The organism is Lactococcus lactis (assembly GCF_029023865.1).
In the GTDB taxonomy this organism is placed as follows: Bacteria; Bacillota; Bacilli; order Lactobacillales; family Streptococcaceae; genus Lactococcus; species Lactococcus lactis.
In genome coordinates this window covers 2,100,858-2,127,247 of record NZ_CP118969.1, presented here as the reverse complement: position 1 = coordinate 2,127,247, position 26,390 = coordinate 2,100,858, and the positions used below count along the sequence as shown (strand labels likewise).

Here is a 26,390-nt window from a genome sequence, read left to right as displayed (position 1 = left end):
ATATCCGTAAGCGCTGAAGCGCCAACGGCTATCCTATGAAGGTTTTTCGTCAGCAAATATTAGATAAGTTTAAAGACGCCTTGTAACCAAAATTTAGATTGGGGGACATTTTTAATGTCAGAAAAACATTTATTTACATCAGAATCAGTATCAGAAGGCCATCCAGATAAGGTTGCAGACCAAATCTCAGATGCCATTCTTGATGCCATTCTCGCACAAGACCCACATGCACACGTTGCTTGTGAAACGGTCGTATATACAGGGACGGTCAATGTCTTTGGTGAAATCTCAACATCAGCTTATGTTGATATTGCTCATGTCGTTCGTGAAACAATCAAAAAAATTGGCTATACAGATAGCGAAAATGGATTTGATTATAAATCAGTGGGCGTTCACGTCTCACTTGTTGAGCAATCAAGCGATATTGCACAAGGGGTAAATGAAGCCGAAGAAGTTCGCGATAAAAATGGCCAATTAGTTGACCCGCTTGATTTGATTGGTGCTGGTGACCAAGGAATGATGTTCGGTTTTGCGACTAACGAAACTGCCGAATATATGCCACTCGCCATCTCACTTTCACATAAATTAGTTAAAAAATTAGCTGATTTACGTAAATCAGGTGAAATTTCATACTTGCGTCCTGATGCAAAATCACAAGTAACTGTAGAATATGATGATAATGGCAAAGCAAAACGCATTGACACAGTCGTTATTTCTACTCAACATGCTGCGTCAGCAACAAACGAAGAAATTCACGATGATGTGATTAATAAAGTCATCAAGGCTGTTATTCCAGCTGAACTTTTAGATGATGAAACTAAATACTTCATCAATCCAACAGGACGTTTTGTTATTGGTGGTCCTCAAGGGGATTCAGGCTTGACTGGACGTAAAATTATTGTTGATACTTATGGTGGGTATGCTCCCCACGGTGGTGGAGCTTTCTCTGGTAAGGATGCAACAAAAGTTGACCGTTCAGCTTCTTACGCAGCACGTTATGTAGCCAAAAATATTGTGGCAGCTGGACTTGCAGAAAAAGCGCAAATTCAACTTTCGTACGCTATTGGTGTTGCGACACCAACATCAATCAATGTTGATACTTTTGGCACAGGTAAAGTCTCAGATGATGAACTTTTAGCAGCAATTCGTAAAGTATTTGATCTTCGCCCAGCAGGAATTATTCAAATGCTTGACTTACTCCGTCCTATTTACGGACAAACAGCAGCTTACGGGCACTTCGGCCGTACAGATGTAGAATTACCATGGGAACAAACAGATAAAGTTGAAGAACTTAAATCCGTTTTAGGTAAATAATCGGCCTCGCCGACCTTCGTTCGGTCTACGTCGCCATTGTCTCCTCCGCTGTCCTTTCTCGCTAATGGGCTAAAGCCCAAAGTCGAAAGGCACTTCGGCCGTACAGATGTAGAATTACTATGGGAACAAACAGATAAAGTTGAAGAACTTAAATCCGTTTTAGGTAAATAATCGGCCTTGCCGACCTTCGTTCGGTCTACGTCGCCATTGTCTCCTCCGCTGTCCTTTCTCGCTAATGGGCTAAAGCCCAAAGTCGAAAGGCACTTCGGCCGTACAGATGTAGAATTACCATGGGAACAAGCAGATAAGGTTGAAGAACTTAAAATAGCTCTTAAAAAATAATAAAAAAAGCGGATTTCCGCTTTTTTTATTTTCAACGAGTAGAATTGCTTTAAATAGAATACTTAATCCTGTAAAATAGAAGTAACAAGAAAAAAGGAGCTCCTATGAAAAAAATAATCACTAAAGATTACGCCACAATGAGTGAACTTGCTGCAGCGATTGTTCTTGATAAGATGATGCTTTCAAAAAGGGTAAATCTTTCGCTTACAGCGGGAAATACCCCTCTTGGAATGTATGAAATTCTTATTGATAAACTCCAAAAAATGAATTTTGATCGCTCAAATATCCATTATTACAATTTTGATGAAGTACCACTTGCTGGTGAACGCTATGGATTAACAATGAGTGCTTTAAAGACAGCTTTCTATGATCGAGTACATATTGATGATGGTAATCTTCATGAATTAAATGCTCAAAATAATCAAGTTTTTGACCAAAAAATCTTACAGGACGGTGGGATTGATTTGATTGTTATGGGGATAGGAGAAGATGGTCATTTTTGTGCAAATATGCCAGGACATACAAGCTTTGAGCGAGAAATTTTTGCTGTTCCATTTGAAGAAGGGGATGAGATTTATCAGTCAATCAAAAATTTCACAGATAAAGAACCGGCTTCTCCTTATGTCACTTTTGGTCCACGAACAGTTCTAGCTAGCAAGCAACTTTTAGTTTTTGCTGACGGAAAAAAGAAAGCAGAGATTATGAAAAAAGTTCTTGAGGGCCCAATCACAGAAGAAATTCCAGCTTCTATTTTACGGACACATCCAAATATTACTTTTATTTTGGATGAAGAAGCAGCTGCTTTACTTGAAAATTAGTTGATGAAGACAGTTAGTAAAATAACTGTTTTTATTTATTCGTGAAGGAGGTCAATTTATGATGACATAATTGACTCTAAATTATTCTGAAAGCGTTACACTATCTTTCATTGAATTATGAGCCTTAAAATGATATAATAAATGAGTGTTTTACTATGTAAAATACATTAATTTATAATCAAACTGTGAGTAGAATTTATTGGAATTACTACTGACTTTAGAGGAGACTAATGGACATTATTTCTATCGTTCTCTTGGTCTTATTGGTTGTATTAGTTGTCGCATTTATTTTTTACGCTCAAAATATAAAGAAAAATAAGCAGGATGCTGAATCTCTTTTTAATGAAGCTGAAAATAAAGCAAATGAGGTGATGGCGAATGCTAAACGTGAGGCGGAGTCTTTGAAAATGGAGGCTGAAGCCTTCAAAAAAGAAGCCCGTTACACCCTTCGTGAAGAAGAACAAAAGCAACGTCGTGAAATCGAAGATGAATTTAAGCAAGAACGTCAGGAGTTAAAGGAGACTGAAAAGCGCCTAAAACAACGTGAAGAAATCTTAGACCGTAAGGATGATACCTTAACGAAAAAAGAAGAAAACTTAGATTCTAAAGAGGAGAACCTCGTTAGAAAAACTGATACGCTCAGTAAGCGAGAAGAACAATTAGCGCATATTGAAGAAAAGAAACGACTAGAATTGGAGCGTATTTCAAATTTGAGCATAGATGATGCTCGTGAAATTATTTTGAGTGAAACTCGAGATGGTTTGACAAAAGAAATGGCTCAAATTATTCGTCAAAGCGAAGAAAAAGCTCAAGTTGAAGCAGATAAGCGAGCTAAAAATATTATCTCACTTGCTATTCAACGCGTTTCATCTGATTCTGTAGCTGAACAAACTGTTTCGGTTGTCAATTTACCAGACGATGGTATGAAAGGTCGGATTATTGGTCGTGAAGGTCGTAATATTCGTACTTTTGAAGCTTTGACTGGGATTGATGTCATCATTGATGATACGCCAGAAGCAGTTGTACTTTCAGGATTTGACCCAATTCGTCGTGAAATTGCTCGTATGACTCTTGAACAATTAGTTCAAGATGGTCGAATTCATCCAGCGCGAATTGAAGAGTTGGTTGAGAAAAACCGCAAAGCACTTGATCATAAAATGCGTGAATATGGTGAACAAGCAGCCTTTGAAGTTGGGGCGCATAACTTGCATCCTGACTTGATGAAGATTATGGGACGTTTGCATTTCCGTACTTCATATGGACAAAACGTACTTGATCACTCAGTTGAAGTTGCTCATATTGCTGGTAATTTGGCTGGCGAAATGGGAGAAAATGTGGCACTTGCTAAACGTGCAGGTTTCTTGCATGATATTGGTAAAGCACTTGACCATGAAGTTGAGGGAAGCCACGTTGAAATTGGAACAGAACTTGCGCGTAAGTACAAGGAAAATCCAATTGTCATCAATACAATTGCGAGTCACCACGGTGATACAGAACCTTTGAGTAACATTGCGGTACTTGTTGCAGCGGCTGATGCTTTGTCAGCAGCACGTCCTGGAGCTCGTCGTGAATCAATTGAAAATTACATCAAACGTTTGAAAGACCTTGAAGCAATTTCAACAAGCTTTGAGGGTGTGGAAACAGCATTTGCCTTGCAAGCTGGACGCGAAATTCGTGTAATGGTTAAACCAGAAAAATTAACGGATGACCAAATTGTGATTTTGGCGCATGATGTGAAAAATCGAATTGAGGATGAAATGGATTATCCTGGTAATATCAAGATTACTGTTATCCGTGAAACTCGAGCGATTGACTATGCAAAATAAAAAACTGTCTTTTGACAGTTTTTTTGTGTCTTATTACGAAATTATATTTCTTTTTTGTTACAAAAGCTAGTTTTAAGAGCTAGCTTTTGATAGAATGAGTTTAATCGTTGATTAAGAGATGGAATTAGAGATATATCGGAGGAAAAAATGCGTGAGCGTGGTTTATTAATTGTTTTTTCTGGACCTTCTGGTGTTGGAAAAGGAACAGTTCGTGCTAAAATTTTTGAGAGTGAAAACAACTTTGAATATTCAGTGTCAATGACAACGCGTAAGCAACGTCCTGGCGAAGTAGATGGAAAAGATTATTATTTCCGGACACGTGATGAATTTGAAGAAATGATTCGCAATGGTCAGATGCTGGAATATGCTGAATATGTTGGAAATTATTATGGCACACCTTTAACTTATGTCAATCAAACATTGGACGAAGGAAAAGATGTTTTTCTAGAAATTGAAGTGCAAGGTGCGCTTCAAGTGAAGGAAAAAGTTCCAGATGGTGTTTTTGTCTTCTTGACTCCACCAGATTTGGAAGAATTGCGTGGACGTTTAGTTGGACGTGGGACAGATTCGGCTGAAGTCATTGCTTCACGACTTGAAAAAGCAAAAGAAGAAATTCGCTTGATGAGTGAATATGATTATGCCGTCGTTAATGACAAAGTTGAACTTGCTGCCGAACGTGTTAAGAAGATTATTGAAGCTGAACATTACCGTGTGGACCGCGTGATTGAACGCTACGTTCATATGATTGATGATGTGAAAGTTTGATTTAATTGGAAAAATTACTGACAGATTTGTCAGTTTAATGCGAAGGAGCTATCAATTCTACTGATAGTCCTGCCAGAAATGATAAAGTTGATAAATTTTACTGACAGAATTTTATTTTGACGATAACAAGTCTGTCAGTAAAAATAGAATGAAAAGTTTAGAAAATGAGGTAATGAATTATGATGTTAGAACCTTCAATTGACAAGTTATTGGACCAAGTTGATTCAAAATATTCTTTAGTAGTTTTGGAAGCAAAACGTGCGCATGAATTGCGTGATAAAGAACGTCCAACAAAAGAATTTAAAGCTGTAAAAAATACTTTGCGTGCTTTGGAAGAAATTGCTGATGGAACAGTTAAAATTCACCCATCACCTGAATTGAAACGTGAAACTTTAGTTGAAAAACGCGAATTGGAACGTTTGCAAGCTAAGATGAAAGAACAACTCATCAAAGAGCAAATTGCTAAAGAAGAAGCTGAAGAAGAAGCAAAACAAAAAAATAGCCGCGCCGCTAAAGCAGCTGCCGCAGAATAAATTTTTTAAGCGTCAATTGGCGCTTTTTTTATTTCTAAAAGTTACTGACAGCTTTGTCAGTAAGAAGCGGATAAGTCAAAAGCAGGAAAAATGCTTTTCTGTTATAATTAAAGATAAGAAAACGGAGGTCAAAAATAAATGAAAATTGCTAAAGTCATCGTTGATGTGCCTCTGATGCAGACGGATAAACCCTTTTCTTACAGCCTTTCAGCTGAATTTGAAAATTTGCTTGAAGTGGGCATGCGGGTTCATGTTCCTTTTGGAAGTGGAAACCGGCTTGTTCAAGGAATTGTCATTGGATTTGAAGATGAAGAACTTGAGCCGTCAGTAAATTTGAAAGGAATTTCTGAACTACTCGACGTTGAGCCAGTCCTAACGGATGAACAGCTTTGGTTGGCAGATGAAATGCGTCATTCAGTATTTTCTTATAAAATTTCATGTCTAAAAGCCATGTTACCTAATCTTTTGAATTCTAATTATGACAAGCTCCTGAAATCGACTGACGGAACTTCTGTCAAATGGTCACAACTGACAGAAGCAGAAAAAATCTCGTCAGCAAAGGCTGTGCGTTTGGGTCAGCTGTCAGTAGAATATTTAGCAAAATCTAAAGAAAATAGAAAAACAGAAAAATTCTTATCTATTCCAGATATCGAAAAACTAGCTGAATTTGAAATTGAAAAGAGAGCCAAAAAACGCTTAGAGTTGAAATATTTTCTATTAAGACTTCAAGAAGAAAAAATTGCAGTCAAATCATTAAATTTTTCTTCACAAATCATTAAATTTTTCGTTGAGCATGACCTAGTCAAAATTGAAGAGGTTGAAATTTCGAGGACGAAAGAAAAATTTGAAGATGTGGAAAATGACAGTGCTAAAATTCTCAACTCCGAACAAAATGCATCTTACGAAAAAATAATTGCATCTTCTGACAAACCATTTTTGTTGGAAGGAATTACTGGTTCAGGTAAAACAGAAGTTTACTTACAGACCATTGACCATTTTCTCAAACTCGGTAAAACAGCAATTATGCTTGTGCCAGAAATTTCTTTGACGCCACAGATTACTAATCGATTTATTGCTCGTTTTGGAGATAAAGTGGCGATTATGCATTCTGGTTTATCCGATGGTGAAAAATATGATGAATGGCGAAAAATTAAATCTGGCAAAGCTCAGGTAGTTGTCGGTGCACGTTCAGCTATTTTTGCACCTGTTGAAAATTTGGGAATTATCATCATTGATGAAGAACATGAAACTTCATATAAGCAAGATTCAAGTCCCCGTTATCATGCAAGAGATATTGCGCTTTTGCGTGCAAAATGGCATGGTGCAAGACTTGTTTTAGGTTCTGCAACGCCAAGTTTAGAAACGCGAGCACGTGCCATGCGCGGAGTTTATGAACTTTTATTACTGACAAAAAGGGCAAATGAAGCAGCAATCCTGCCAGAAATAAAAATCATTGATATGCGCAGTGAAATTTCTGACCAATCTGCTAATTTTTCACAATCTTTACTGACAAAAATAAAAGAAAAAATTGACAAAGATGAACAAGTCATTTTGATGTTGAATCGAAGGGGTTATTCTTCATTTGTCATGTGTCGTGAATGTGGTTTTGTTGTTGATTGTCCCAATTGCGATATTTCCTTGACCCTTCACATGGATACCCGAACTTTGAATTGTCATTATTGTGGTCATGTCGAAGGAATTCCGCAAACTTGTCCTAATTGTCATTCACGAAAAATTCGTTATTACGGTTCAGGAACGCAAAAAGTCGAAGAAGAACTTCGAGAAATCATGCCTGAAGCACGAGTTTTGCGAATGGATGTAGATACGACTCGGACAAAAAATGCTCACGAAAAAATTCTTGAAAAGTTTGGTAATCATGAAGCTGATATCCTCTTAGGAACTCAGATGATTGCCAAAGGTTTAGATTTTCCAAACGTAACCTTAGTGGGTGTCATTAACGCAGATACTGGCCTAAATCTACCTGATTTTAGAGCGAGTGAGCGTTCCTTTGAATTGTTGATGCAGGTGGCTGGACGAGCTGGACGAGCAGATAAAAAAGGTGAAGTATTAATTCAAACTTTCAATCCACATCATTATGCTATTGAAATGACCAAGGCTCAAGATTACGAAAAATTTTATGAAATGGAAATGAGATTTCGTCGTGAACTTTCCTATCCACCTTATTATTTCACCGTTCAAGTGCTTGTTTCTCATCAAGATGAAGAAGTTGCCATTCAAAAATCTTATGAGATCGCTCAATTACTCAAGCAAAATTTGACAGAAAAAGCTAAAATATTAGGGCCAACCGCCAGACCAATTGCCAGAACACATAACCTTTATCATTATCAAATCTTAGTTAAATATCGTTTTGAAGAAGAATTAGAATCAGCTTTAAATCAAGTGCTTGAATTAACCCAACTTCGGGATAACAAAAATTTACGAGTATTGATTGATAGTGAGCCACAAAATTTTGTATAAAAATTTCCACAGGTGGAAAAGTTAAGAATTTGAAAACAAAAGAAAGTTGGTGTGGAAAATGCAGAAAATAGAACTTTTTCAACAAACAATTGACGCATGGTTAAATAAAGACATCAAAAAGTTACTGATAGTTTTATCAGAAGATATTTTATGGACAGAATATTTCGGCGCTCAGTATCAAGGAAAAGCTGAAATTGAAAAATGGTTCTGTCAGTGGAATAATCCTGTGGAAAACAAAGTTAAGTCATGGACTGTGGATAAATATTATGTGGATAATGAGACTGCTTTATTCACATGGACTTTCCGGTGTTTTTATGAAGGTAAAGAAGGCATTCTTGATGGAATTTCTCTTGTTAAATTTTCCGGAAATAAAATTTGTGAAATTCAAGAATTTGAACAAAAATATGAAAAATTTCGGCCATTTTTGAAATGAAATGAGGTAAATATGTTTGAGAAATTCGATTTATTGAAGCATTTTGGAGTCTATGGTGTGGCAATTGACAATGAGAAATTACTTGTCATTGAAAAAAATTCAGGTCCCTATCAAAATCGCTATGATTTACCTGGCGGTTCGCAAGAAGTTGGTGAATCAATGTTTGACACATTAGAGCGAGAAGTTCTTGAAGAAACAGGCTTTACGGTTCTTGCAAGTACTAATAATCGCCTGTATTCCGCTTGGATTTATGAAAATGACCGTCGAGTCGTTGGGCACCACATTTTCAATCTTTTTGATGTAAAATTAAATAGTGTAGCCAAAAAATTACCACAATTTGTTGCTGACGGAAAAAATGACTCTGACAGAGCAGTCTGGAAGTCGATTAAAAACTTGTCAGTAGAAAATTCATCTCCACTTGTCCTAAAAGTAATTGCCGAAATCAATAATTATCCCCATGCGGATAAAGCTGAAATTTACAGAGATTGGAAGGTCAACTATGGAAGCAAAAATTATCCCAAGCCTTTGGTTTGATAACAATGCCAAAGAAGCAATGAACTATTATGTATCTGTATTTCCAAATTCAAAAATCAAAAACATCGAATATTATCCTGATGAAAAGCTAGATGAGCATTTCGTAGGAATGTCTGGAAAAGTATTAAATGGTGAATTTAGTCTGAATGGCCTTGACTTTATCTGCCTTGATGGCGGTCCAATTTTCAAATTTAATGAAGCAGTTAGTTTTACTGTGACTTGTAAAAATCAAGCCGAAATTGATGATTATTGGTCAAAACTTTCTCATGTTAAAGAAGCCGAACAATGCGGTTGGTGCAAAGATAAATTTGGTATTTCTTGGCAAATTATTCCAGAAAATCTTGGACAGTTAATGGCAAAAGGCGATAAGGCTGTTCAAGTATTAATGAAACAAAAGAAAATTATTATCGAGGAGTTTGAAAACTTATGACAAAAACAAAAATTATCTTTATGGGGACACCACAATTTGCTGCGACCGTTTTAAAAGGTTTGATTGATTCTAATCAATATGAAATTCTAGCAGTAGTGACTCAACCAGACCGTAAGGTTGGTCGGAAACAGGAATTAAGAATGACACCAGTTAAAGAACTTGCCTTAACGGTTAACTTGCCTGTTCTTCAACCAGAAAAACTTTCTGGCTCAGTAGAAATGACTCAAATCATGACGCTCCTTGAATCAGGAGAAGTTGGAATTGTGACTGCCGCCTTTGGACAATTTTTGCCAGGTAAATTATTAGATGTTGCTCAATTTGCAGTCAATACTCATGCTTCTTTACTACCAAAATATCGCGGTGGGGCACCTATTCATTATGCTATTATGAATGGCGAAAAAGAAGCTGGTGTAACCATCATGGAAATGATTCGTAAAATGGATGCCGGTGACATGATTGCTCAAGATTCTACTCCAATTCTTGAGGATGATAATGTTGGCACTATGTTTGAAAAGTTAGCCCTTGTTGGACGTGATTTGTTACTTGAAACATTGCCAAAATACCTGAGTGGCCAATTAAAAGCTCAAGCTCAAAACGAAGATGAAGTGACTTTTAGTCCTAATATTTCGCCAGAAGAAGAAAAAATCGACTGGAATAAATCTGCACGTGAAATTTTCAATAAAGTTCGTGGTATGAATCCATTCCCAGTTGCACATACCACATGGAATGGTGATCGTTTCAAGATTTATGAAACAAAAGTTGTTGATGATTCTGTCAGTAACTTACAAGCTGGTGAAATTGTGGAAAAAACGAAGAAATCATTAAAAGTTGCCACAGGTGAGGGCCTCCTTGAACTTCTTTTCGTTCAACCAGCCGGTAAACCCAAGATGGATATCGTTAGCTTTCTTAATGGCCTAGGTCAAAAAATACAGGTTGGGGATAAGTTTGGCGAATAAATTTGTCCACAATAATAAATTAAAAGTTCTATCAATTTTAATGATAGAACTTTTTTTACTTCAAAATTTAGCAAGTAAGTTAGGGTGTAATAAAAAGAAAGCGAATTACTTTAAAAGTTGCTTGAACTTTGATATATTAAAAATGTACAGGAACTGTACTAGAAAGAGGTATTTATGATTTGGTCATTAATCGTCGGAGCTATTATTGGTGTAATTGCAGGAGCAATTACAAATAAGGGCAAATCAATGGGATGGATTGCTAATATTTTAGCTGGTCTTGTTGGGTCTTTCGTCGGGCAAGCACTTTTAGGCTCTTGGGGTCCAAGTTTAGCTGGTATGGCACTTATCCCTTCTATTGTTGGTGCTGTCATCGTTGTTGCTGTCGTTTCATTCTTCTTAGGTAGAGCTAACAACTAGATAAAGCAGCAAAAGAGAGGAGGTATCGTGTCAAAAGGAAAAAAATTTATTTTTATTTTGGCTGATTTATTCTTTCTCACCATTCTTATCCCCATATTATGGGATTACTTTAATTATATGAATTTTCGTTGGGAGCTTATGCCCTCATCAGAAATTCCTTACATTGGGAATCATCTTTCCCAATATATATTTATCAGCTCTTCAATTTTAGGAGCATTATTGTTAATTTGTTTGCTGATTCTTATTTTTTATCCAAAAACTTATCAGGAAGTTCTACTAGATGATAAAACAGGAAATCTAACTTTAAAAGTTTCAGCAATCGAAGGATTGGTTAGAGAAATTGTTAGTAACAACGGTTATATCAGAAATCCAAAAATCAATGTGACTTTATATCAAGCCAAAATAAAAATTGATGTTAAAGGAGAAATTATTCCCAGAGTTGAGATTGTCGAAAAAACAAAAGAAATTGAGCAAGAAATTAAAGAAAGTATCCAAAATTTCTTTGGTATAAATTATGACTTAAAATTAAAAATAAAAGTTAGCTCACTTGCTGAAAATAAAAGTTCGACAAGTCGTCGTGTAGAATAAGGAGGTGGAAATGAATCTTTTAGAAAGATATCGCTATCCGATAATTGGAGGAATAGTAGGTTTAATTATAGCTATTTGTATCTTCACAATCGGATTTTGGAAAATGATTCTTCTCTTCTCTTCTTACTTATTGGCTTAGGAATTTTCGTTGGCCTTTATCTTCAACGTACGGGAATCATTGAACAACTATTAAAGAAAAAATAAGAAAATACTAGGAGGAAATTATGGTACAAGAAAACACAAAAACAGAAGTAACTGAAGTTAAAGGTAGCTTGACTTACGAAGATAAAGTGATTCAAAAAATTGTTGGACTTGCCCTTGAATCTGTCAATGGACTATTGTCTGTCGATGGAGGATTTTTCTCAAATCTGACAGGAAAACTAGTAAATACAGATGATGTTACAGCAGGTGTCGGTGTAGAAGTTGGTAAAAAACAAGTTGCAGTGGACCTAAAAGTAGTCACAGAATACAAGAAGAACGTTCCTGATATTTACCAAAAAATTAAGGATGTCATTCGTAAAGAAGTTTCTGATATGACTGATTTAGAAGTTGTTGAAGTTAATGTTACAGTTGTTGATATTAAGACAAAAGAACAACAAAAAGATGATGAAAAAAGTTTACAAGATCGTGTGGTTGGCGCAGCTCAAACAACAGGGAAATTTACATCTGATCAAGTAGATAAAGTAAAAGAAAAAGTTGATGACATGGGTGATGATGCTCGTGTAAAATAAGAATCAATTTAACAAAAAAACTGACAAGATGTCAGTTTTTTTGTTACTTTCAAGAAAATTTTACTTTAAATAGAAAACCGTTAAGTATTATATATAGTACAAAAGAATCATGAAAAGAGAGTATTTTTAAGAAATTTAAGGAAAATCATCTGACGAAAGTCATTGACAGTCATTGACTACTAAGGGTATAATAGCTCTGTATCACAACAAATGCCTAGAACCCCATATATAAAGGGATTTCAGTTGTCATTATATTAGTTAGTTACGTTTTTAGTTACGTTCGGGAAAAAACTCGAAAAATCATAGTGCTTTAAGTATATTAGCGAACTTTTCAGCAGTTTCTTTCTTTTTCTCTTTAGCAAGATGACTGTACAAATTCATTGTGATCGAATAGTCTGCATGTCCTAATCTCATTTGAATTTCTTTAGGATTTACATCATTGTTCATTAGTAGGCTTGCGTGAGTGTGACGGAAACCATGAAAACCTATGTTAGGAACTTTTGCTTTTTTAAAGTGTCGAACTAAGTGCTGTCTTTCGAGTTCGTAAGTTCTCATTTTTTGATGATATGAGAAAACTAGAGAATCATGCAAAGATATAGCACCATAATTTTGGTATTTTCTCCACTCTTTCAACATTGAAATTGTCTCGCTATCTACAGAAACTAAACGATTGCTTTCTTTTGTTTTTGCGCTGTCTTGTATCTCATTGCTGTATTGTATGAGTGTCTTAGATACACTAACGGTATTATTGACAAAATCAATATCAGACCATGATAAGGCTAAAGCCTCACAGATACGCAAACCAGTAGCAAGTAAAAGCTTGTATAGAGTAGTGCTTTTTATATTTGCTGTGGTTGATTGTAACGAGTCAAGGTAATCCAAGAAGCGTTTGAGTTCATCATTGTTAAAATACTTTATTTTTTTGACTGTTCTTGTCTTGAGTTTTGGAGAAAATACTTTTATAGCTGGATTGTCTGAGATAACACCTAATTGCATACCATAATCAAGAATGCGTTTGATGATATTGAGTAACAATTTATAATCTTTACTTTTTCCCTTTTCACGATTACCGTTAACTATTTCAGCAGTATTGGCATTTCTAGCCCAGTCATTAACAATATTTTGCAATAGTACAGTTGTAATTTTCTCAACTTTATAGTTTCCGAGTGCTGGCAAAATATAATTTTTTAAAAAATTACTATTGATTCTGATAGTGTTTGCTTTTACTGTCAATTTATAAGAATCAAACCAACTAGTGGCTAAGGCATTAAAATTGTCAAATGAAACTTTTTCTCTTGCAACAGTAGAGCCATTTTTGATAAACTTATTCATAGCTTGGTGAGCTTTGTTTTCGCACGTTTTACGGTTCTTGGCTGTAACCGTAGTGCGTACTTGCTTACCTGTTAGGCTATCTACACCAAGATAGACATTTACTTTATAGACGGTTGTACCGTCTTTTTTTTGAACTTCTTTAATATTCATTTTTTTCTCCTGTTCTATTGTCGGGCAAGACATGATTAAGGAGAAAGCAATAGTATCAAAGTTTTATTTATTCAAATTCCATATCATCAATACCATCAGTGAAATTTTCTAAAAACTCGTACTCGTTCATGAAGTTTATCCAGTAAGACACTTGCTCTTCATGATTATGAAAGCTAGGCTTGTTTTCTGCATTTTTAATTCCTTCGGATACGCTGATAAAAGCACCGCTTATATTCATATCCCACATCTTATTAGCTTCTTTTTCAATGCGAGAATCAGGCCATTTTGCAGATGATTGTCTGCTGACGTTTTTGTCTAATAAATATATTGTAGCTTTTTCCAAAAACTTACCTTGGGCACGAGTGTTTTCTTCAACATATTTTCTAAATTCTGTGTAATCCATTTTTCACCCCTTACTATAAACAGTGGCTATGTAGTTGAGGTTGACCGATTATTTCATCAAACACCTCAACAACCAATCCATAATGACGTTTTTCTAACTCAAAATATTCAATAAATTTATCATAATCAATAACATCCGGTTCCCAATCGAACTGAGCAAGCCATTCATCCGCTCTATGTTCAATCATATAGCGGTCGGCTTCTCTTTCCTGCCTTCTGTCCCAACCAGAAGAACGACAATCAAGATGTCTATGTCCAAAGGAAACGTGCCCTATTTCGTAAAGTAATATATTCTGAGTTACCTTTTCACTATTGAATATATCAATAAAAATATAAGCTGTTCCTCTAATATTAAATTTCATTCCATCTTTAAGATGAGGGTAATCTGAAGGATTATAGTATTTTATTTTTAGTCCGAGTTCTGAAAGCAACTCTTTTATAACTGACATATATTTTACCCCCTGCCATGGTCTTCTTCCCATGTTTCACGGAGCAAATGTTTATAAAGTTCTTTTTCTCTATCTGTCAGAGGTACACCATCAAAAGCTACAGCTTCGTCAACAGCCTCTTGAAGCTCTTCGTCAGTAAGCGGAGAATTTATATCAAAAAGAGGAGTAACTTTTGGTTTTGGTTTAACAGCTCTTTTAGCCTTTTCTTGCTCTTCCAATTGAGAAGAAGCAGTATCGAGGACTACTTTTTGCCTTGGCTCTTCCAATTTTTTCATAACTGTAATAGTTTCTTCTATAGTTTCAGAATCATTTTCTGATTCGCGCGGTTCAATCATTGGAACGTCATAGCCCATTAACCACGGCTCACTAACTCCCAAAGTTTGAGATAGTAATATCAATTTTTGTTGATCGGGGTTAGATTTTCCGTTTACATAATTAGATAAATGAGTTTTTGACATTTTTATACCCAATTTATCTTGAAAAGGTTTAGATTTTTCAAGTATATCAACTTGTCTTAATCCTCGATCGTTCATTATTTTCTTTAATCTTATTTGAGAGTTTTCTTTTTTCATGAACTTATTATAAAACATTTATAAAAAAAGTTCAAATTTTTTATACTTTTCCCTTGACAATTATTTCTCAAATGATATAATGAAATCATAAAGTTCAAAATATTTGGACTTAGTGTCAAACAAGCGAACAATCATGGAGCATTCAGTACGGCAGACGGAACAGGCTCAAATGACGGTACACGACGTATCCACCGCGACGTAAGTAGCAAGTTTGGCAAATAAAAAATATCAGGAGAAATTATGGAGAGTTTACAAATCCTAATTGGGTTGTTAAAGAATTAGAAACAGCAAGTATTGGTTCGCACGGTAATTGTCCTAGATTCCTTAGAGGATTTGACAGTTATTCTAAAGAATTTCAAAGTTTTTGGTTGAATAACTATGATATCTGTAATGCATGGTTAAATCCTTTGACACGAAAATTTGTAGAAGTTATTTAAAATAAAAAGCCCCAGAGGGGCAAGGAGGCGGTTATTATGTACAAAAATTATAATGGTAGCGGCGCATTAGCTGCGTTCATTCTATCGGTGATTGCGTTCATTATTGCGATTATAAATGCTTTTCTGTAATACAATTATTCTTTTTAAAAAAAGAATATCCAACTTTAACAAACAAGTTATTTCTAGTTTCGTATATCCCTCTTGGATCAACATCATAATAAAAATCTCCTTCTGAGGTTTCTATATACATTGTGAGATTTTCTGAGCGAGATGCAGCAATTACAGAATCAAAACCATTAAGTGAAAATCCTAAAAAATATGCTGAGTTAGTATAAGGTAACACAGTTACTGGAATCGTAGCACTTTTTTCTGGATATGTTATTTTATTTTCTCCATTGTTGAAGGTGACATTTTTAGAAAAAGGAATCGTTAAGCCTGGTTCTACTATATACTCATTAGAACTTTTATCTAACTTATCTGGAAATTTTTTCATATGTATATCGAAAAGTTCAATATATTCTATTGTGATGGGTTTAGAAGAATGGTTGAGAAAGTTCATCTTTACAAATAATATTTGTTGCTCTATATCTGGTGTAAAGTACTCAGCTTTAATCCCGAGATTCATTCTTGAAGATATAAAATCTTTAAAAAATACGATCGATGAAAAAATTAACGAAATACCCGACATTAATAGGGTAATGAAATCTTTTAAGTTCATAAGAACCTCCAATATAATTTTAGTTTGGTCACTTACATTATATCACGGAGTTATGATATCGCTCACAATGAGCAGGGAAGACTGGCGAACAGGTTCGATTCCTGAACTTCCCTTACTGCGTATGCAGAAATTTAATAAACAGAAAGGATGTATCATGACTATTGATTATTCTAAATTGAAAGGTCGCATTAAAGAAAAGTATGGTAGTCAGCAAGATTTTGCAAAGGCTATCGGTTTATCAGAAAAAATCATTTCTGATAAACTTAACAATAAATCATACTGGAAGCAATCAGATATCGATGCCGCTACAGAACTTCTTGGTATTAAAAAAGAAGACATTGGTATTTATTTTTTTAATAAAAAAGTCCAAAAAATTTGAACTTTATAAAAAAGAAAGGATTTAAACATGAACGAATTACAAAATTTCACAAATGGAATTTTCAATCTTGACGTTAAAGTCGAGGGAGAAGAAGTTCTATTTAGTGCAGAACAAGTCGCAAAATCGTTAGGTTTAACTCAAAAGCAAAATAAGAGTGGAAAGATTTACGAGAGCATTCGCTGGGAAACTATTAATAAATATCTTCCCCAACTTTCTGGGGAAATTGAAAAAGGCTCATTCATCAGTGAACCTATGGTATACAAACTTGCATTCAAAGCAAACAATGCTGTATCTGAAAAATTCACAGATTGGTTGGCTGTTGAAGTCCTCCCAACAATCCGCAAGCACGGAGCGTATATGACGGATGCGAAAGCACAAGATGTTATTTCTGGTAACGGTTTGGCTGATTTACTACTTCAAGCAGGTAATCAGATTAAGCAACTTGAACTAGAAAAAAGCCAAATGAAACCAAAAGCATTATTCGCTGATAGTGTTTCAGCTTCCGAAAACACGATTCTCATTCGAGATTTAGCGAAAATCCTGAAACAAAATGGAATTGATATCGGAGAGAAACGATTATTTACTTGGCTTAGAGATAACGGATACCTCGTTAAAAAAATTGGTAGCGATTATAACTCACCAACTCAACGTTCGATGAATTTAGGTATTTTAGAGTTTACCGAAAACACTCATGTTCATAATAGTGGGAAGATCACCGTAACCAAAACGCCCAAAGTAACAGGCAAAGGTCAAATCTATTTTGTAAACAAATTTTTACAAGATTTAGCTAGTTAGAAAGGAGAAGCTATGGGAGAACGATATGATCCAATGGCTGCGTATCTAGCCAATGGCGTCCTAGAAGAATTTCGTAAGATGACGAATGAATGGCTGAAATTCCAAAAGGAGCTGTTCAAATATGAAAGTAAGACCGGAGAAATCAGGCAGTCTGATTTGTTAAAAGAATTCCATATGTCATCAGATACGCTGAAAAAGTGGAGAGAAAACGGATTACCTTCGATAAATCGAGGTGGTTCAGTCTTCTATCTATTGGAAGATTTACATGATTTTTATTACTAAAATGTCGGGCAAGACATGATTAAGGAGAAAACGACTACCTCCACATACCAAGTTAATTTATTAAATGCGGTGCTCCGCTAGAAAGGCAGAAAATGCACTATATACCTAAATATTCAAGAGATAGACAAAATAAAAGACAGTCACAAAATTTTGTAACCGTCATTGATAAAGAGAAATTTGCTAAAAGTTTGGATGAAAACAAACTCATTGTTACTAATTTGCGAGTAGATACTTTAAAAAAAGTAAAGCTTACAGGGAATAAAACGAAAATGAATATTATCGAAGCAACAAAAAAAGCAGTAGATGAAAATAAAGCCATCTACCGCAAATCACTTCCGCATATTAAGTTTATTCCTACAAACTCAAAAAATGCTGCATTTATCCTGTTTTCAGACGACAATGACAGTCCAGCTGGAAGAATATGGAATCCTATGGCAAAAGACATATTATCTAATGATTGGGAAGTTCTTAATTAAGCCCAAGAGACTTAGTTATTACTGAAGAAGCGATTGTTGCCAACATCGATAAAGAAACACTACCAACCTTAGATGCAACTTCTTTTGTTTCACTCCAAACCTTAGAGTCTCTAACATTGTCTAGAAATTCATGGCCTTTCCAAGTTAGACTGCCTACAGAAACATAAAAAGGCCTTGCATTAACCCAATCAATTGTTGCAATGATAAATCCAGCTTCTTCTAGTCGAATAATAGTATATTCTATTTCCTCTTTAGAGAACTTAGAAGATTGACTTTCTTCAAAATCTTTCAGATGAAGGAAACTACCAAATTGATACTCATTCTCCACATCAAGAAGCACAGCACGGACACAGTCTTCATTTAATTTCAAATCAACTTCCCTCCTTTCCATAGAACTAAGCAAATACCGCAAATATCTGCTCACAGTAATTATAGCACTCGGAGGATTAAAACGCATACATAGAAAGGAAATTAAAAATGTTCGGATTTAAAACAGAAGAAGAAAAATTTAAACTTGCGGATTATGATCGCATAAAAAAAGAATTGGAAACAACTCAACAAAGTCTTTCTAATTGCGAAAAAAGTCGTCAAGATTGGATTAAATTTTCCAATGATTTGCAAGAAGAAAATAAAGAACTGTTTGCAGAAAACATGCAACATCATAAGAATGATATTGCCCGTCAGAAAATGACAAACAAGAATTTAACGATTGCAAAATAAAAAAGCCCTGCATGGCACGCAGAGCAAGTAGAAAATTTGCCAAAACTTCTACTTAAATTATACCACGAATGCCTAGAAATTTGAAATGGAGAATTTAAATGGACTTACAACTTATACCAGTAGATGGAGATGGACAAAGGGTTGACTTGAATCCATCAGCTATAAAAGATATGGATAATATCACACTTACAGAATTCTTAGCTCAGGCAAAGATTATAGCTGACCTTTATAAAAAGGGCGAAACTGAGGTTAAAAAACGGCTTGATGAAGGTCAACAATTCAATCGTTTGAGTTATGGCGAACCAGCCAAGCGAAGAGTGTTAAAAATGAATAATAAACAGAAGCGTGATTTAGTAATTTCTCGCGGTTGGGATTGTGTAGAACCAATTCCATTGGGCAAATTAATAGAAAAATTTGGGAACGACATCGAAAATGAATTACCAGTAGTAATTGTTGAAAATAAAGCCCCTCTTAAATGGGATGCGTGAGGTAAATCATGGCAGATAAAGAGAAGTCAGTTTTTGAACTGTTAAATTCAATAGATGTCAGTGACAAAGTCGAAAAAAAGAAATCGGGTAAAAATGAGCTAAGTTATCTTAGCTGGACTTGGGCTTGGTCTGAATTTAAAAAGAAATTTCCAAAAGCAACTTATGAAATCAAGAAGTTTGTTTCAAAAGATGGAAATGAGGTGCCGTATATGTATGATAGCACTACTGGTTTTATGGTTTTTACATCAGTAACCGTTGAAGATGTTACTCATGAAATGTGGTTGCCTGTCATGGATGGAGCAAACAAAGCTATGAAAGATAAGCCTTATAAATATATGACAAAATATAATGGCGAAAAATCAGTTGAACAAGCTTCAATGTTTGATGTAAATAAAACAATCATGCGTTGTTTGGTAAAAAATATAGCAATGTTTGGATTGGGGTTATATATCTATGCTGGAGAAGATTTACCAGAAGAACCACCTCAACCTCAATTAAGCGATGCTGAGTTAATTGAGAAATATTTAAAACAAAATCCAGAAAATAAACCTAATGTTGATGAATTTTTGAAAACAAAATCGGAACACGAAGTTGCTGAAATGATGAAAGCATATATAGATTGGAGTAAATAATGATTAACAACGTTGTATTAGTAGGTCGCTTAACTCGTGACCCTGAACTTAGATATACACCACAGAACTAAGCAGTAGGCACATTTGGATTAGCTGTAAATCGTCAGTTTAAGAACGCCAATGGAGAGCGAGAAGCTGACTTCATTAATTGTGTTATTTGGCGACAACAAGCCGAAAATTTAGCCAAATTTGCTAAAAAAGGCGCTTTGATTGGAATAACTGGACGAATTCAAACACGAAACTATGAGAACCAACAAGGACAAAAAGTTTATGTGACTGAAGTTGTTGCAGATACTTTCCAAATGCTAGAAAGCAATAAAACACAAGGTCAGCAAACAAGTAAACCGCAAGCTCAAAATAAAAAGCTACAAGCACCAGATCCTTTTAAAGCTCCTGCTGCTGATCCATTTGCTGGTGGTACTGAAATTTCAGACGACCAACTACCATTTTAATTAACAACCAGGTGCAGCGTGCGTAACAAATGCTTAAATTCGAGGGGATAGGCAATGTGCAACATCCCCCAGCCTTTAATTTTAAAAATAAAATTTGAAATAAATATAGAAGAAAGGAGTATTCGTGGCACAAAGAAGAATGTTCAGCAAAGAAGTAACAACGAGTGATTTATTCGTTGATATGCCGTCATCAAGTCAGCTTTTATACTTTCATTTAGGAATGGAAGCTGATGACGAAGGATTTATTGGTAATGCAAAAATGTTAAGCAGAGCATACGGTTCAAATAATGATGATTTGAAACTTTTGGAAGCCAAAGGATTTATTATTGCATTTCCGAGTGGAGTCACAGTTGTTAAAGATTGGAATTTGAACAACAAAATAAGAAAAGATAGACAAAAACCAACGATATATACAGAAGAAAAAACACTGTTATCTCTTGATAGCAAAGGGTCTTATCTACTTGGCAACCAAGTGTCAACCATTCCGCAACCAAATGACAACCAAATGTCCGCACAGGATAGGATAGGAGAGGTTAGGTTAGGTAAGGATAGTATAGGTAAGGATAGTATAGACGCTTCGCAACCAAATGCCTTTCAAGAAAAAAGTTCAGGAGAAGATATAAACTCACTTCTTTCTGAATATCTTGATTCGTTTATTGAATTCTCTAGTAAAAATATTGCAAAAAGAGCAATGGCACAAGTTGAATTCATGAAACTCTCATCAGAAGAAAAGAAACAAGCAGTAATCGGAGCTAAAAATTACTTTGAATGGTACAAACAAGAAAATCCAGAAGATAAAACTAAAAAATTTAGTATAAATTCCTATGCGTTTTTAGAAAGTGCAACTTTCAAATCGTTCCAGCAAAAAGTTAAAGTTAAAAAAGAAACTCTCGGAGGTCTTATCTAATGGCTTTTGATACATGGAGAGATGACGGAGAGTTTGCTATCAAAGCAACTGATGTTTTAAAAAACTATCAAGAAGGTGGGGAACTTGGAGCCTGTGAAGTCCACGGCTGTGAGATTATCGGATCTAAGAAACCTGTGCTTTCTTATCCTAAGAATGAAAAAGGTGAAGTGATTGGAGAACCTTACTTATATGATGCAAGAGTTTGCCCGATGTGTCATGCTGAAGGCATAAAGACAGTTGCTACTAAAGCTGTCAATGACTTCTTAGGAGAATTCAAAGCTAAAAAAGGTATTGATTTGACTAAAAATGTCATTGTTAAATATGATTTCGCTGATGAATTAAGTGTTGTATCTTGTGACAATATGGTCAAGTGGATTGTTACCAATGTTGGCAGACAGAAAAAAGTAAAACGATTAAAGGTCAGAAAGTACATACAGATTGCTGAAAATAGATTTTCTAGTGATGAAGCAAGAGAAAAATATTTGAAGATATTACATGATATTGAAGAAGCAGAAATTCTGATTTTCGATTCATTGGCAGACTTCACATCGAATCAAGCTGAAAAAGCATTGACTCCTTTATTAAGCGCAAGTGATAACTGCTCAATTATTATACTAACAATTCCAGAAAGTGATGAAAGGCTTGAACAATTGCCAGCAAGATTGAAATTTAAACTCAATAATGCGCAAGTAATGAATTTCTCAAGTACAGGACACCAAAGATGAAGTTTCAGCAAACTAAAAAGTCAAAATATGGAGCAAAGAAAACAACGGTAGATGGCATTGTATTTGATAGCAAAGCTGAATCAATCTACTATTTGCAACATAAAAATGATAAACGGATGACCATGCAAGAGAAGTTTGTTCTCATGGATAAATTTAGGTTGAACGGAAAACTTTATAGAGAAATAGCTTATAAAGCGGACTTTGTTTTTAGAAATGAAGCTAACGAGATTATCAAAGTTGTCGATGTAAAAGGCATGGTCCTACCTGAATTTAAAATGAAAGCAAAATTATTTGCTAACAGATATGGAATTCCAATAACAATCGCGAAGCAAGTAGCGAGAATGAATATGTTCGAGGAGAGCGAGATATGAGTATGATTAAAACAAATTTTAACACTTTGAAAAAGCTGAATGGATTGGCAATAAATAATAATTTAAACGTTAACCACAAAGAATTGTCTGTGAAAATCAGCGGTCGAACTAAGCACAATCACGAACTTTCTCAGCTTTACTTAGATATTTGCAATAAATACAACCATTCAAAGCAAATGAAATGGAAAGATTTATACAAAATACTTGAAGAATTGACCAAAGATAAACAAATAGACCTGTAATAGCTCTAATTCATGAAAATTACGGTTACATTGAGTGCTTAAACCGTTTCATGGATAATTTATCATGAACAAGCTAAAAGCGCTTAAAAGCTAAAATAAGAGGTGTTAATATGACAACGCAAAAAGAAAAAAATGTCCTAGATTTTAAAGACAAGGATATCTTGAAGAATCATAAAGTCGCTGACAAAGACGACGAATGGTTTCACGAACAATGGAAAAATAAACTAAGTGGATTGAAAGAGGCAGGAGATGGCAAGGTTAGAAAAAATTTATGATGTTTATTTCAATGGTATAAAAATGGGAACTGGTACGAAAAAAGAGCTTTCGAAAATGCTTCTTGTTTCACCTCATTCAGTCGCTGGATGGGTTAAAAATGGTATGGCTAATTCTCCAAAAAATAACGCAGTCAAAGTCGCCATTGTAAATGAAAAAGCGTTGATGGATAAATATCCCGGTTGGAAGCCTTATGGTGGTTCAAAGTCTAAGATTTCTGATGAAATAACCGATCGTGACCGTAGAAAGCACGAAACAAAAGAAGAACGTAGATTGCGAAGAAATATCAGAGCGCAAATTGCAATCGAAAACTCAAGAAAAGAAGAATTAGGATTATAGGAGCAGCTAGATGAAACCAAAATTAAGAGCTTGGGATAAACAAGATGAGCGTATGAGTTATGGAGAGGTTGAATATTTCGACGATAGCATTAATTATCGTTTTGACCATTTCTGTACTGGCGCTGATGAAGACGTTGAATTTATGCAGTCAACAGGAATAAAAGATAAAAATGGCGTTGAAATTTATGAAGGTGACATTTTAAAACTGCATGCTATATTCTTAGCTCCTGATGACAAAATCGGTTATCTTGAATATTCTCCAAAATATGGATATTCAATTATTTTTGAAGGAAATAGGTTATATCGGCAAGAATACTGGGCGAGTACAAATAAATTGAATTATGAAGTCATCGGAAATATCTATGAGAACCCTGAATTATTGGAAGGAGCAGCTAGATGATACTAAGCGAGATTGAATGCCCACAATGTGGTAGTGAAAATGTAGTAGAAAAATATTGTTGCGATTTTTGCGGATCAACTGGATTTTATTGTTCTGATTGCGCAAATGTCTGGACAGAGGAGTAAGAAATGACAGTTGAAAGTTTATTAAAAACAATTGCGGATCATACCGCAGTGATTTTAAAAGATACTATCGGTAACACTTTAATTAAATTTAATTATGGCGATGAGATTGAGGTATTTAGCCCAGTATTCCTCTATCGTAAAGTAAAGATTCTTGAAATAGACAATGCTAGAGAACTAATCGCAATATTGGAGGACACGAAAAATGACTAAGTTTGAAGAAGAATTAAGTAGTTTACCAGTTTCGAAAAGTACAAATTATGCAGAGTACTGGAATAAAGCTCAGCTACTAACGGCATTCAAAGATTGGCAACCACAGCAATCCCTGCCAGTCGTGCCTGAGTGTGTGGGTAGCTGGATTGAATGTGTAAAAGGAAAAAATAATAATGCGTTAGCTTTACTAGATGATGATAATATGCCAGACGATGTGAATGAGTGGCTTTTCTTTCAAAGAAATGATGAAAATATCAACTTGATTCTTCGTGCATGGCTAGACGGCTACACAGTCGAAAAACCGCAGCTGTTCTATTTGAAGAATAAACTGACAACAAGTTACTTGATATTAGACACAAGCACTGGATATTTTGAACACTGGGGTAGTACCGAAGCGACAGGTCGGTATAAATCATCCTTCACCCAGCAAGAAATCGACAGCATGCAAACTGGGAGCTATGAACAGATTGAGGTGGCGGAATGAGCGAAGTTTATAAAAATATGGTCATAGCAAATGCAGCTATTTCAAATGATATTTATTTAACAACAATAAATAAAGACGGGATGATGAGCCTTAAACGGAAAGTTATAACAGAAGATGTTCTCCGAGCGACTGTTCAAAACATGCAAAAAGATACTGAAAGAAATGGTCGTGCTATTTATTCTTGGGATGCTAGTGGTAAAATTGTGACCCTTGCCTTTATTCCAGATGAGCTAAGAGTTCAATTCTTAAAATGGTGTGATGAAGTAGGATATTCGAGAACTGATGTGCCTGTGGAGGATGGAGAATGAAAAGACAATTTGTAAAACTAAATAAAAATGCGACACTTCCAGAAAGAGCGACAGAATACAGCGCAGGTTATGATATTTCAGCAAGCGAAACAGTTACGATTCAACCTGATGAAATTAAATTGGTAAGCACTGGTCTAGCTGTTCAACTTGGACATGATGAAGTATTGAAATTATACGACCGTTCAAGTAATCCAGTTAAGCGTGGCATTGCATTGATTAATTCAGTAGGAATTATCGATTCAGATTATTATCCTAATGAATTTAAAGGCTTGTTTATGAACATCTCAAAAGAGCCTGTAACCATTTCTAAAGGTCAAAGAATAATGCAAGGGGTATTTGTCAAATACCTTACAACAGACGATTACAACGCAAATGGAAAGCGTACAGGTGGTTTTGGCTCAACTGATAAGCATTAAAAGCTAGAAAGCTAGTAAATGAAAGATTTAATTTATAAAAACATTAAGCATGGACTTTATGAAATAGATGAGTTCGGAAATGTTTATTCAAAATATAAAAATGGATTTTTAAAGCCAAAACGTGATAAAGATGGTTATTTATCGTTAGCATTATCTGGTGGTAAAAGAGGTAATAGCTGCTTTACAAGAGTTGCAACTTTAGTGATAGTAACATACGTAGGGCTTCCTGAAAAACATATCAAAGACCCAACGGTTAACCATATTGACGGTAACAAATTAAATAACCACTATTCAAACCTAGAATGGATAGGACGTTCTAAAAACAGTTCAATTAGAGAAAATAAAGGTGTGGGATCTAAAAATCCTGCTGCTATATTGAACGAAACAGATGTAGAAAAAATTTGCGAACTTTTATTAAAAAAAGAGCTTTCAATGTATGAAATATCATTGATGTTTGGAGTTACTAAAAGCGCAATAAATAATATAAAAAGGTGCAAAGTATGGAAAGAGATAACGAGTAAATACTTTGGTAGCACTGGGGAGGTGTGAGAATGACAGATATTTCAGGAAAAAGCATGGAAGAGATCTATAGAGAAGAAGCTAGAAGATATAAAGAGTCGATAGAAAAAGGCCGTGTGTATAGTGAACCAGAAGATATTTTAACTGGTAATTTTGATAAAAGCAAATCTTTGACTGTCACAATGCCTATGGAAGAATTTGACAAGCTTGAAAAGCTGGCACTTTCAGCTCACACTGGCAAACTTTCGGTTGAAAAACTCCAAGAACAGCTTAACAGTAAGGTTAAAGCACTGACAGAAATCAGAGCAAATATAGAAGAGCATAACCAAATTTATGATTTGAGCGTAGATACTGCATTACTTTTAGAAGTAATTGACGGAATAGCATTTGATGCACTCGCAGCGATTGGAGGGGATGATGATTGAATACGCAATATATAAAGGCGAAAAATTTATAGCAGAAGGAACAGCTGACGAACTTGCTAAATTACTAAATGTTAAACCTACAACTATTAAATGGTGGTCAAGACCAGTTAATTCAAGGCGCGATAAAGGTAATAGGAAGATAGCAGTTAAGTTATGACCGACAAACTAATATCGCTGGTCAATGACTGGTGGGGAGG

General features: G+C 35.1%; 40 protein-coding genes and 2 pseudogenes. 36 read left to right on the top strand and 6 right to left on the bottom strand.

The annotated features are described in order from the left end of the window. The first annotated feature begins 114 nt into the window (after positions 1-114). The 14 genes and pseudogenes from metK (at position 115) to PYW37_RS10670 (ending at position 12,165) form a co-directional block, all read left to right on the top strand. On the top strand, positions 115-1,314 hold the full coding sequence (metK, locus tag PYW37_RS10735; protein WP_017865032.1) for a methionine adenosyltransferase: 1,200 nt from the start codon (positions 115-117) through the stop codon (positions 1,312-1,314). A 446-nt stretch (positions 1,315-1,760) separates the two neighbouring features. Next, a complete protein-coding gene (locus PYW37_RS10730; protein ID WP_025017159.1) occupies positions 1,761-2,474 on the top strand; it encodes a glucosamine-6-phosphate deaminase in 714 nt (237 codons plus the stop codon). Between the two features lie 230 nt (positions 2,475-2,704). Further along, the gene (gene rny, locus PYW37_RS10725; protein ID WP_023189132.1) at positions 2,705-4,300 is read left to right on the top strand and encodes a ribonuclease Y; all 1,596 of its coding nucleotides are present in this window, start codon (positions 2,705-2,707) and stop codon (positions 4,298-4,300) included. Positions 4,301-4,447: 147 nt separating this feature from the next. Then, complete coding sequence (gene gmk, locus PYW37_RS10720) at positions 4,448-5,065, top strand: guanylate kinase (RefSeq protein ID WP_003131468.1); 618 nt, start codon at positions 4,448-4,450, stop codon at positions 5,063-5,065. Positions 5,066-5,244: 179 nt separating this feature from the next. Next, the gene (gene rpoZ, locus PYW37_RS10715; RefSeq protein WP_010906189.1) at positions 5,245-5,598 is read left to right on the top strand and encodes a DNA-directed RNA polymerase subunit omega; all 354 of its coding nucleotides are present in this window, start codon (positions 5,245-5,247) and stop codon (positions 5,596-5,598) included. Between the two features lie 138 nt (positions 5,599-5,736). Then, the gene (locus tag PYW37_RS10710) at positions 5,737-8,076 is read left to right on the top strand and encodes a primosomal protein N' (RefSeq protein ID WP_023189130.1); all 2,340 of its coding nucleotides are present in this window, start codon (positions 5,737-5,739) and stop codon (positions 8,074-8,076) included. Between the two features lie 58 nt (positions 8,077-8,134). Continuing rightward, the gene (locus tag PYW37_RS10705) at positions 8,135-8,509 is read left to right on the top strand and encodes a nuclear transport factor 2 family protein (protein WP_025017158.1); all 375 of its coding nucleotides are present in this window, start codon (positions 8,135-8,137) and stop codon (positions 8,507-8,509) included. 12 nt (positions 8,510-8,521) lie between these two features. Beyond that, positions 8,522-9,043, top strand: a complete 522-nt coding sequence (locus tag PYW37_RS10700) for an NUDIX hydrolase (RefSeq protein WP_025017157.1) — start codon at positions 8,522-8,524, stop codon at positions 9,041-9,043. Then, positions 9,009-9,473 (top strand): VOC family protein, encoded by a 465-nt coding sequence (locus PYW37_RS10695; RefSeq protein WP_003131474.1) that lies wholly within the window; start codon positions 9,009-9,011, stop codon positions 9,471-9,473. The genes PYW37_RS10700 and PYW37_RS10695 overlap by 35 nt, the downstream gene beginning before the upstream one ends. Beyond that, the gene (fmt, locus tag PYW37_RS10690) at positions 9,470-10,429 is read left to right on the top strand and encodes a methionyl-tRNA formyltransferase (protein WP_023189127.1); all 960 of its coding nucleotides are present in this window, start codon (positions 9,470-9,472) and stop codon (positions 10,427-10,429) included. Before PYW37_RS10695 ends, fmt begins: the two co-directional genes overlap by 4 nt. A gap of 174 nt (positions 10,430-10,603) precedes the next feature. Beyond that, on the top strand, positions 10,604-10,846 hold the full coding sequence (locus tag PYW37_RS10685) for a GlsB/YeaQ/YmgE family stress response membrane protein (protein WP_003131476.1): 243 nt from the start codon (positions 10,604-10,606) through the stop codon (positions 10,844-10,846). A gap of 27 nt (positions 10,847-10,873) precedes the next feature. Continuing rightward, positions 10,874-11,434 carry an alkaline shock response membrane anchor protein AmaP gene (amaP, locus tag PYW37_RS10680; protein WP_010906186.1) on the top strand — a complete coding sequence of 187 codons (561 nt, stop codon included), beginning with the start codon at positions 10,874-10,876 and terminating at the stop codon, positions 11,432-11,434. 10 nt (positions 11,435-11,444) lie between these two features. Continuing rightward, positions 11,445-11,638 (top strand): annotated as a pseudogene (locus PYW37_RS10675) (DUF2273 domain-containing protein). Positions 11,639-11,658: 20 nt separating this feature from the next. Continuing rightward, the gene (locus PYW37_RS10670) at positions 11,659-12,165 is read left to right on the top strand and encodes an Asp23/Gls24 family envelope stress response protein (RefSeq protein WP_012898444.1); all 507 of its coding nucleotides are present in this window, start codon (positions 11,659-11,661) and stop codon (positions 12,163-12,165) included. 300 nt (positions 12,166-12,465) lie between these two features. On the opposite strand, the gene PYW37_RS10665 is transcribed toward PYW37_RS10670, so the two are convergent. The 5 genes from PYW37_RS10665 to PYW37_RS10645 form a co-directional block, all read right to left on the bottom strand. Further along, the gene (locus PYW37_RS10665) at positions 12,466-13,647 is read right to left on the bottom strand and encodes a tyrosine-type recombinase/integrase (RefSeq protein ID WP_023189126.1); all 1,182 of its coding nucleotides are present in this window, start codon (positions 13,645-13,647) and stop codon (positions 12,466-12,468) included. Positions 13,648-13,714: 67 nt separating this feature from the next. Further along, on the bottom strand, positions 13,715-14,050 hold the full coding sequence (locus PYW37_RS10660) for a hypothetical protein (protein WP_023189125.1): 336 nt from the start codon (positions 14,048-14,050) through the stop codon (positions 13,715-13,717). Positions 14,051-14,063: 13 nt separating this feature from the next. Continuing rightward, complete coding sequence (locus tag PYW37_RS10655; protein WP_023189124.1) at positions 14,064-14,498, bottom strand: hypothetical protein; 435 nt, start codon at positions 14,496-14,498, stop codon at positions 14,064-14,066. A 5-nt stretch (positions 14,499-14,503) separates the two neighbouring features. After that, positions 14,504-15,070 carry a helix-turn-helix domain-containing protein gene (locus tag PYW37_RS10650; RefSeq protein WP_025017155.1) on the bottom strand — a complete coding sequence of 189 codons (567 nt, stop codon included), beginning with the start codon at positions 15,068-15,070 and terminating at the stop codon, positions 14,504-14,506. Between the two features lie 546 nt (positions 15,071-15,616). After that, positions 15,617-16,225 carry a hypothetical protein gene (locus tag PYW37_RS10645; protein ID WP_023189122.1) on the bottom strand — a complete coding sequence of 203 codons (609 nt, stop codon included), beginning with the start codon at positions 16,223-16,225 and terminating at the stop codon, positions 15,617-15,619. Positions 16,226-16,292: 67 nt separating this feature from the next. Here PYW37_RS10645 and PYW37_RS10640 point away from each other — a divergent pair, with 67 nt between their 5' ends. The 4 genes from PYW37_RS10640 to PYW37_RS10625 all read left to right on the top strand — a co-directional run bounded on the left by PYW37_RS10640 (position 16,293) and on the right by PYW37_RS10625 (position 18,157). Further along, complete coding sequence (locus PYW37_RS10640) at positions 16,293-16,604, top strand: DUF739 family protein (RefSeq protein WP_370501535.1); 312 nt, start codon at positions 16,293-16,295, stop codon at positions 16,602-16,604. A 27-nt stretch (positions 16,605-16,631) separates the two neighbouring features. Continuing rightward, positions 16,632-17,399 carry a phage antirepressor KilAC domain-containing protein gene (locus PYW37_RS10635; protein WP_023189121.1) on the top strand — a complete coding sequence of 256 codons (768 nt, stop codon included), beginning with the start codon at positions 16,632-16,634 and terminating at the stop codon, positions 17,397-17,399. A 12-nt stretch (positions 17,400-17,411) separates the two neighbouring features. Continuing rightward, positions 17,412-17,681 carry a hypothetical protein gene (locus PYW37_RS10630; RefSeq protein WP_014570757.1) on the top strand — a complete coding sequence of 90 codons (270 nt, stop codon included), beginning with the start codon at positions 17,412-17,414 and terminating at the stop codon, positions 17,679-17,681. A gap of 92 nt (positions 17,682-17,773) precedes the next feature. Further along, positions 17,774-18,157, top strand: coding sequence for a Thoeris anti-defense Tad2 family protein (locus tag PYW37_RS10625; protein ID WP_023189120.1), 384 nt, complete (start codon positions 17,774-17,776; stop codon positions 18,155-18,157). Here the strand turns inward: PYW37_RS10625 and PYW37_RS10620 are convergent. After that, positions 18,150-18,527, bottom strand: a complete 378-nt coding sequence (locus PYW37_RS10620; protein ID WP_025017153.1) for a DUF2513 domain-containing protein — start codon at positions 18,525-18,527, stop codon at positions 18,150-18,152. The two genes, PYW37_RS10625 and PYW37_RS10620, sit on opposite strands and share 8 nt — an antisense overlap. 107 nt (positions 18,528-18,634) lie before the next feature. On the opposite strand from PYW37_RS10620, the gene PYW37_RS10615 reads away from it, so the two are divergent. The 18 genes and pseudogenes from PYW37_RS10615 to PYW37_RS10530 all read left to right on the top strand — a co-directional run bounded on the left by PYW37_RS10615 (position 18,635) and on the right by PYW37_RS10530 (position 26,350). After that, entirely contained in the window at positions 18,635-18,877 is a 243-nt protein-coding gene (locus tag PYW37_RS10615) for a hypothetical protein (RefSeq protein WP_023189118.1), read from the top strand. Between the two features lie 98 nt (positions 18,878-18,975). Further along, positions 18,976-19,365: a hypothetical protein gene (locus PYW37_RS10610; protein WP_025017152.1), complete on the top strand. Its 390-nt coding sequence runs from the start codon at positions 18,976-18,978 to the stop codon at positions 19,363-19,365. Positions 19,366-19,373: 8 nt separating this feature from the next. Next, positions 19,374-19,997, top strand: a complete 624-nt coding sequence (locus tag PYW37_RS10605; protein WP_023189116.1) for a Sak single strand annealing protein — start codon at positions 19,374-19,376, stop codon at positions 19,995-19,997. Further along, positions 19,997-20,449 (top strand): annotated as a pseudogene (ssb, locus tag PYW37_RS10600) (single-stranded DNA-binding protein). Before PYW37_RS10605 ends, ssb begins: the two are co-directional and overlap by 1 nt. A gap of 124 nt (positions 20,450-20,573) precedes the next feature. Then, complete coding sequence (locus PYW37_RS10595; protein WP_023189114.1) at positions 20,574-21,356, top strand: phage replisome organizer protein; 783 nt, start codon at positions 20,574-20,576, stop codon at positions 21,354-21,356. Further along, entirely contained in the window at positions 21,356-22,081 is a 726-nt protein-coding gene (locus PYW37_RS10590; RefSeq protein ID WP_025017151.1) for a hypothetical protein, read from the top strand. Before PYW37_RS10595 ends, PYW37_RS10590 begins: the two co-directional genes overlap by 1 nt. Next, positions 22,078-22,452 carry a DUF1064 domain-containing protein gene (locus PYW37_RS10585; RefSeq protein ID WP_023189112.1) on the top strand — a complete coding sequence of 125 codons (375 nt, stop codon included), beginning with the start codon at positions 22,078-22,080 and terminating at the stop codon, positions 22,450-22,452. The genes PYW37_RS10590 and PYW37_RS10585 overlap by 4 nt, the downstream gene beginning before the upstream one ends. Before the next feature lie 2 nt (positions 22,453-22,454). Continuing rightward, complete coding sequence (locus tag PYW37_RS10580; protein ID WP_025017150.1) at positions 22,455-22,694, top strand: DUF1031 family protein; 240 nt, start codon at positions 22,455-22,457, stop codon at positions 22,692-22,694. Between the two features lie 110 nt (positions 22,695-22,804). Next, positions 22,805-22,969: a hypothetical protein gene (locus tag PYW37_RS10575; protein WP_010905354.1), complete on the top strand. Its 165-nt coding sequence runs from the start codon at positions 22,805-22,807 to the stop codon at positions 22,967-22,969. Further along, complete coding sequence (locus PYW37_RS10570; protein WP_023189110.1) at positions 22,944-23,306, top strand: DUF658 family protein; 363 nt, start codon at positions 22,944-22,946, stop codon at positions 23,304-23,306. The genes PYW37_RS10575 and PYW37_RS10570 overlap by 26 nt, the downstream gene beginning before the upstream one ends. 10 nt (positions 23,307-23,316) lie before the next feature. Further along, a complete protein-coding gene (locus tag PYW37_RS10565) occupies positions 23,317-23,706 on the top strand; it encodes a YopX family protein (protein WP_023189109.1) in 390 nt (129 codons plus the stop codon). 128 nt (positions 23,707-23,834) lie between these two features. Next, positions 23,835-24,041: a DUF1125 domain-containing protein gene (locus tag PYW37_RS10560; RefSeq protein WP_023189108.1), complete on the top strand. Its 207-nt coding sequence runs from the start codon at positions 23,835-23,837 to the stop codon at positions 24,039-24,041. Next, positions 24,034-24,525: a DUF1642 domain-containing protein gene (locus PYW37_RS10555; protein ID WP_023189107.1), complete on the top strand. Its 492-nt coding sequence runs from the start codon at positions 24,034-24,036 to the stop codon at positions 24,523-24,525. The genes PYW37_RS10560 and PYW37_RS10555 overlap by 8 nt, the downstream gene beginning before the upstream one ends. Then, a complete protein-coding gene (locus tag PYW37_RS10550; protein WP_023189106.1) occupies positions 24,522-24,833 on the top strand; it encodes a DUF7446 family protein in 312 nt (103 codons plus the stop codon). Before PYW37_RS10555 ends, PYW37_RS10550 begins: the two co-directional genes overlap by 4 nt. Next, positions 24,830-25,249, top strand: coding sequence for a dUTP diphosphatase (gene dut / locus PYW37_RS10545; RefSeq protein WP_044009614.1), 420 nt, complete (start codon positions 24,830-24,832; stop codon positions 25,247-25,249). The genes PYW37_RS10550 and dut overlap by 4 nt, the downstream gene beginning before the upstream one ends. Positions 25,250-25,267: 18 nt before the next feature. Next, positions 25,268-25,798, top strand: coding sequence for an HNH endonuclease (locus PYW37_RS10540; protein WP_023189104.1), 531 nt, complete (start codon positions 25,268-25,270; stop codon positions 25,796-25,798). 2 nt (positions 25,799-25,800) lie between these two features. After that, a complete protein-coding gene (locus PYW37_RS10535; RefSeq protein ID WP_059232548.1) occupies positions 25,801-26,193 on the top strand; it encodes a hypothetical protein in 393 nt (130 codons plus the stop codon). Continuing rightward, positions 26,186-26,350, top strand: coding sequence for a hypothetical protein (locus PYW37_RS10530; protein WP_010905361.1), 165 nt, complete (start codon positions 26,186-26,188; stop codon positions 26,348-26,350). Before PYW37_RS10535 ends, PYW37_RS10530 begins: the two co-directional genes overlap by 8 nt. Positions 26,351-26,390 lie beyond the last annotated feature (40 nt).